8 protein-coding genes and 1 other annotated feature are annotated in these 5,932 nt (G+C 47.0%); of the genes, 1 reads left to right on the top strand and 7 read right to left on the bottom strand.

All coding sequences use genetic code 11. The features are described 5' to 3' along the window. The 4 genes from RJ38_RS19020 to RJ38_RS00865 form a co-directional block, all read right to left on the bottom strand. Positions 1-213 (bottom strand): IS3 family transposase (locus RJ38_RS19020; protein WP_162183540.1); only part of this gene is annotated, 213 nt, incomplete at its 3' end. A gap of 42 nt (positions 214-255) precedes the next feature. Beyond that, positions 256-372, bottom strand: a sequence feature (AL1L pseudoknot). Beyond that, positions 327-659 carry a transposase gene (locus tag RJ38_RS00875; RefSeq protein WP_039017034.1) on the bottom strand — a complete coding sequence of 111 codons (333 nt, stop codon included), beginning with the start codon at positions 657-659 and terminating at the stop codon, positions 327-329. Its footprint overlaps the feature before it by 46 nt. Positions 660-706: 47 nt before the next feature. Then, a complete protein-coding gene (locus RJ38_RS00870) occupies positions 707-1,204 on the bottom strand; it encodes a recombinase family protein (RefSeq protein WP_039017038.1) in 498 nt (165 codons plus the stop codon). Next, positions 1,205-1,522: a hypothetical protein gene (locus RJ38_RS00865; protein WP_039017033.1), complete on the bottom strand. Its 318-nt coding sequence runs from the start codon at positions 1,520-1,522 to the stop codon at positions 1,205-1,207. Between the two features lie 232 nt (positions 1,523-1,754). Between RJ38_RS00865 and RJ38_RS00860 the strand changes: the two genes are divergently transcribed. Continuing rightward, positions 1,755-2,477 carry a hypothetical protein gene (locus RJ38_RS00860; protein WP_039017032.1) on the top strand — a complete coding sequence of 241 codons (723 nt, stop codon included), beginning with the start codon at positions 1,755-1,757 and terminating at the stop codon, positions 2,475-2,477. Here RJ38_RS00860 and RJ38_RS00855 read toward each other — a convergent pair. The 3 genes from RJ38_RS00855 to RJ38_RS00840 form a co-directional block, all read right to left on the bottom strand. Continuing rightward, a complete protein-coding gene (locus RJ38_RS00855; RefSeq protein WP_039017031.1) occupies positions 2,450-3,157 on the bottom strand; it encodes a hypothetical protein in 708 nt (235 codons plus the stop codon). The genes RJ38_RS00860 and RJ38_RS00855 overlap by 28 nt on opposite strands. 87 nt (positions 3,158-3,244) lie before the next feature. Further along, the gene (locus RJ38_RS17905) at positions 3,245-4,936 is read right to left on the bottom strand and encodes a hypothetical protein (protein WP_052245110.1); all 1,692 of its coding nucleotides are present in this window, start codon (positions 4,934-4,936) and stop codon (positions 3,245-3,247) included. A 53-nt stretch (positions 4,937-4,989) separates the two neighbouring features. Next, the gene (locus tag RJ38_RS00840) at positions 4,990-5,745 is read right to left on the bottom strand and encodes a dsDNA nuclease domain-containing protein (RefSeq protein WP_039017030.1); all 756 of its coding nucleotides are present in this window, start codon (positions 5,743-5,745) and stop codon (positions 4,990-4,992) included. Positions 5,746-5,932 lie beyond the last annotated feature (187 nt).

Below are 5,932 nucleotides of genomic sequence, written 5' to 3'. Positions count from 1 at the left end.
TGGATTGGTCGTGATCGGCTTCTGACCGCGCACAACGCCCTGTATTCCCATAACTTTCATCAACCGTTCTACTGTGCAGCGCGCGATGTCGTGATTGTTTCGGCGCAACTCGTGCCAGATTTTACGTGCACCATATCGCTTACCACTGCCATCAAAGGCGTCCTTGATCTTCTTGCGATCTAAGGCGTCCTGTTTGGACCGGTCTGAAGCCAAATTAGGATCACGGGCAATGGCTGCATGAGCATAGAAAGTAGACGGGGCGATCGGCAGAGCCCTGCAGATCGGCTCGACCCCGTGGACCTCTCTATGATCCTCAATGAAGGAAATCATTTGCGGAACGGGCGGTCGAGCTCCGCCTGGGCAAAATATGCCGACGCCTTCTTCAGGATCTCATTGGCCTGGCGAAGTTCCTTGTTCTCTCGTTCCAATTCTTTGATGCGGTCCCTTTCTTCGGTTGTCAGGCCTGCGCGCTGACCCTCATCACGTTCCGCTTGTTGGCACCAGATACGCAGGCTGTCAGGGGAACAGCCAAGCTTGGGCGCGATCGCTTTGTGTGCGGCTGAATCGCTGGAATAATTGACACGGTTTTCTCGAAAAAGCCGAACGCCACGTTCACGCAGCTCAGTCGGATAGGCGGGGGTATGTTTCTTCTTTGTCATAGGGCTCACCTTTGGAGTGTTTTACTCTCCGGTAAAACCGGGGCGGTTCACACAGGTGCAGAGAACACGTTGTACCCATTCATCATGCGCCCCTTCATGCGGTTGCTGGTTTGCTCGCCGTTTTTTTCGCGTTGATGTTGGGCAACAGAAGCGAGCAGGTTTTCAACGAGAATGCTGTCACTGTCTTCGCCAAATTCAATCGATGGGCTTTCGAGCTTACCGCCAGCCTTGGCAAGCGATTGCCGCAGCTCCAAGTGCGCGGTGAGCCCACGGGCCAAACGGCTGATGTCGTCAATGATGACAACCATCTCATCCGACGTACTGGCATTCATATGCAAAAAACCAAGCATGGATTGCATACCAACCCGCGCCGTGGCTTTACCACTCACATCGTCGGTAAAAATGTTGATGACCTCATAGCCTTTGAACTTGGCGTACTCACGACAACGGCTTTCCTGAGAGGCAAGGCCGTCCCCTTCACGCACCTGCTTGGCACCAGAGACACGCGCATAAATGACGGCCTGTTGTGTTTGACTTGCTCTCATTTAACGACTCCCTGTCTGTCCACCTTTCGAGGCGGATGCTTTGTTAAAATCTGTCTTGGTATGGCTCAAGTTTACCACATCACAGGCAGGCAATTCAGCCAATGAAATGTCTTTTCCACAAGCTTGCTGCACGGGATGCACGCCAAAGCCGAGATCAACAAAGCTGACCATGATCGACCAAAGTGCTTCAATCATCTGGCGCTTGTCGTCTTCTGAAATATCCTCGTCCTCAAAGAACGGCAAATACGCGTCCCAATCAATCGTCAGGCTTGGTGGGGCTGTTTCTGGGTTAAACTCTGGGGGTGTTTTGTCGGTCATTGCCGTTTCCTTTCTACCGCTGCTCATTTGCAGGCGCGGCTTGCTTTGTTGTTCCTCCTTTCCTCACGACAATCATGAGAACGTAAATGGAACATTGTAGGATAAAAGTCCTATTTTACAAAGCGGTATTTGCCGCGCTTGTGTCTGTATGAGAGCAAGATAGACTGACATTACCCCCGCAACACGAGGTAGAGCGCGGGTATATTCGGGTATTTTGAACGGGAATATTTTTGTGGATATTGATTGGCTGGCAGCAAGCGAAGAAGAACGCAAACGGCTTTATGCCGTGACGCGCGATGTTGGCAAAATCCTCAACATGAGTGTGGAACAGGTTATGGACGCGGCCCTTGGGCGAACTGCGCCCATTGGCACAGATTACGTCGCTAATTTCCGCAAAGGTAAAATCAGACGCAGCTTTGCCAAGCTGATCTATGAGTGGATTGCAGAACAACACGTCGATCTTGGGCGTAAGTATGAGGAAAGCTGGTTTCCTCAAACGAATACGGATGCATGGGGTGACTATGTTGAGAAACACGGCCTTCGCGGACAACTCCAGATCAAACGCTTTACCAAGGACGAATTGAACCTCATCAAAAAGGTCAAAGATCGTGATACACCAGATGCGACACTCAAACTTTGCGAAGAGTTTTGTTTCTTTTTGAGAGCCGACGCCAATGTCCACGCAATCGGGTTTGAACGCTATAAAGCGAAATGGCATGTGATGCCGTTGGGCGAGAATGGATCACCCACGTTCCAGCTACAGCGCGACGAACCGCATTTTCCCATTGGTGCGAGCGGCGCAATTGAACGGTTAAATGAGGAAAGCGACTTGGACATGCATCGCTTCGCCTTTGTTGTCTCGCAAAATGCAAATGACTTACCTCATAAACCCGACATCAAGGACATTGGCCAAGATACAAAGCTGCATTATGTCGACGTGTTCTTCTCTGCCTGAAACCTATACACCAATGGCAAAATCTGCTCGTTGGCATCCTTTAATTCCGCCCATTCCTTCGCGCCAACGGTTTGCAACTGATCCCAATGACCAAGTTTGGCGTGAGCAATATCGGCAAAGAAAATCTCAGGATCACCAAGATCATCAACAAAGCTTGCGGCGTCAGCAGACTTGGCCATCTCAACCGCGTCAAAATAGGCAGGCAAAATCACCTCTTTTGCAAGCGCCTGAATATGCCCTGCTTCGGGTAAATTTGCGCCATTCACCGACGCACCAATCGACCACATGTCATTCACATGCCCAAGCAACTGAAATATCCGCGTCGCGGCTTTGGGGTGGGTTTCACTTGGATTTGGGTTGTCTGCATCAGCCTTCTCAATCAACACCATCACAACTGCGATGCTGGCGACGGTGACGCGCAATTCGGACCAACTAACCGCATCTATATTGCCGAGCATCTCTTCAAGTGCCTCATGATCGGCCTGCAATTCCAAACACCGTTCCACCTTGTCCCAAACCGCACGCGGCAGGTCAGGTTGCTGCACCTGCGATTTCCCAGATTTCGAAATTAGATTGAACGTCGGAACGCCTTCGAGGATTGAGAAGTGACCCAATTCGAGGTGCGCGCGTTCGTGGAAGGCGATCCAGTGAATTCCTGCATTTTCACTTTTAGTCGACATACTTTCCCATAATGTTATCACTTTCAAACAACCTCAAGTAGCGACCTACTTTGCCTGACATTGCAGCCTAAAAGCCTCGGAAATTGACTATTGTAGAGCTGATTTAATAAAGGGAGACATAAAACCATTCACCGCTTCAAATTGGGTTGCTTCCAAAATTGAGTGCTTCGTTTGTGGTTCGATCACTTCACCTTGAATGGTAACGTCGTGCAGGCTGCCAGAAGCAAGAATTAGCTGAGTGCCATCAGGCTTATTTTCGATACAAAACCTTATCATTGTTTCAGCGTGATCATCATCTTGATCCTGCTGCTTTGGCGTGTCGATAACAATTGGGCAGAAAAAACCTGTCGAGTATTTAGCAATGGTATGAAGGACTGCATAATAGTAGGCTAAAAATAATCTTGGTTGAGAGCTGCCAGCCTCACTGATTGCAGGCCGAATTTTTGTATAGACGACTTCAGGGACATTATTGATATCCAATTTTTGGCAAAAAGAAGCCATTTTAGATATATAGAAATCTTTAATCTCTTTTTTACGTTTCCTGTCTTCGTACTCATTCATCTTGGAGTTCGATTCCGAAATTTTTTGATCTAGCTTGCCAATCGCCAAATCCAATTCGTCTGTTTCTGAATTAAATATTTCGTCGACCATTCTGTTGCTCTCATCTTGAAGCATGTCGCGGAGTTTTAATTCGCCACGAGTGCTTTCTAAGATAGATTCAATTTTTGAAATTTTTTCTGAAAGCCCTGCAACTGGCCGCATGGCACGTTCGATACTAGCACTTAAATTATCAACGTTTTGTAGGCTGGCAGCGTAAATCTCTCGACAGGCATCCGTATCATTCATTAGTCCATATCGATTTGCAAAATCATTTGAATGCAGCGTGTGACATGTTGGGCAGAGAATGTCAGAGTCACCTTCTTTTTGAAGGAAGCCGATGTCTTGCTCCAATTCGTCGAGCACGATTTTGGAAATTTGCATTTCTTCTAACGCAATTGAACGGGAGGACTGTAACTCCGAAACTTTGAGTTTTACCTGATCATAGATATCTTGAAGCGCATTCTGTTCTTTTAGTAACGCCTGTATTCGGTCCGTGAAAGCTTCTGGCTTGAATGCTATGCCTACGGAAGATCGTTTTGCATCTATTTTGCCTTTTGCTTGAGCTAATATGGAGCGCTCTTTTTTTATTCCGGAAGCTTCGGACGAGGCTTCATCTTTTTTAGCCTTTGCCTCGTAGTATTCTTTTGGTCGCATTCCTGTATGAAAGTTTGCGATTATGTCTTTATAGCCTTTTATAAAGCCTGTGCCGTCAAAAGACTCCCAGCTTTCGGTCCATCCGCGATCTTGGTCGGTGTAGAATGGCATAAAGCAAAGGGCTGGAACCGGCGATGCAACTCCTCCGCTTTTTGTACTTAGCTCTACATTAAAATCAAGCATCTCAGACAGCCTTGGTGCAAGACCTTTCGTGATCCCGCTAACCGCCCATATGGGCTCTTTGTTTTCATTAAATAGAGCAAATATTGGACCAAAACGGAGAATGTAATAGACATCTTGATCGAGTGAAAATTGCAGGAGACTCGACACACTTGCATTTTTCCAAGACTCTGGAATTTTGCGTGGCTCTGCTCCAAGGCTTGCATAAAGAGATTTCACCAAGCTCGATTTTCCGAACTCGTTGTCTGCAACTATTGCCGTTACATTACTGTCCAGTGATATCGCCTTTGCTTTGTGTTCTTTTGTTGATAGCAGCCAAAGCTTTTTGAATTTCAGTTTTTTCATATTTTTTTGTTCTCAAGCTTCTAATCAAAATTTTGAATGATTTAAGTGTTTTGTCATGTGCAGGATTCATATGTGATCATCACCTTAATTCTCTCATTGCTTATTGGAGCCAAATGTTCCCTTGCTAGGGGTTCAACTTGAGGAAAAATATTTTCAATAATTTCCATTAAACTCATGCCACTGTTTATATCGCTCTGGAGGTGTTTTTGAATTTTTGTACGAACCACGTTGATCGCAACGTTGCAGTTCAAAGCTTCAATACAATAACGATGCCATTCTTTTCTCATCAAATTCTTTTCACGAAAGCCCGCATCAATGTCTGCTGCAATTTCGTCCCAAGTTGGCGCTGTCGCTTTGTCTCTTATTCGGTTCAGCCAATCTTCGGCATCAGATCTAGTTACCGCTCGCCCCTTCAGTACTTCGCCAAAGCTTTCTGCTATATCTGTAGTTCTTGATTTTCTTTGGCACTCATCAACAATGGCCCGATATAATGCGTCTAATGAGTATTCTATTTCACCCAAATTTTCGGCAACGAAGTCGTTTAGCTTGCCTTTGGAATGCGCATCAAGGTCTTCAAGGCTTAAGTTACTGCACTGAAAACGAACGTGGCTCGTTTTGACTAAAGTGCATTCAGGATGCTCTTTTTGAATCTGCGTGATAACTTTGCTAAGTTCATCAGGGCTGCATTCATCAAGAGAAAATTGTGTGGTTTTTTGACCGAAGTTCATTTGTGCTGTATAGGGCGGTGCAAAATTAGGCCACAGTAGCGCCGGTATTTCACCGGTGCGGGCGGCGCAAAAGTCGTCCACTTTTTGTCTGAACTGTTTGAGCAGGGAGGGCTGGAGGATTTACACTGTGGAAGTTTATTTGCAGGTGCGCCGGGCGCACTTTGATGAGGGTCGCAGCAAGCGGTCGATAGCACGTGATTTTGGCTTGGCGCGCGGAACGGTTGACAAGATGTGCGCGTTTCCGGTGCCGCCGGGCTACCGGCGGGAG

This window comes from Halocynthiibacter namhaensis, from assembly GCF_000812685.1.
Taxonomy (GTDB): Bacteria; Pseudomonadota; Alphaproteobacteria; order Rhodobacterales; family Rhodobacteraceae; genus Halocynthiibacter; species Halocynthiibacter namhaensis.
Note: the sequence above shows the minus strand (reverse complement) of the source record. Positions and strands in the feature narration are given on the sequence as shown.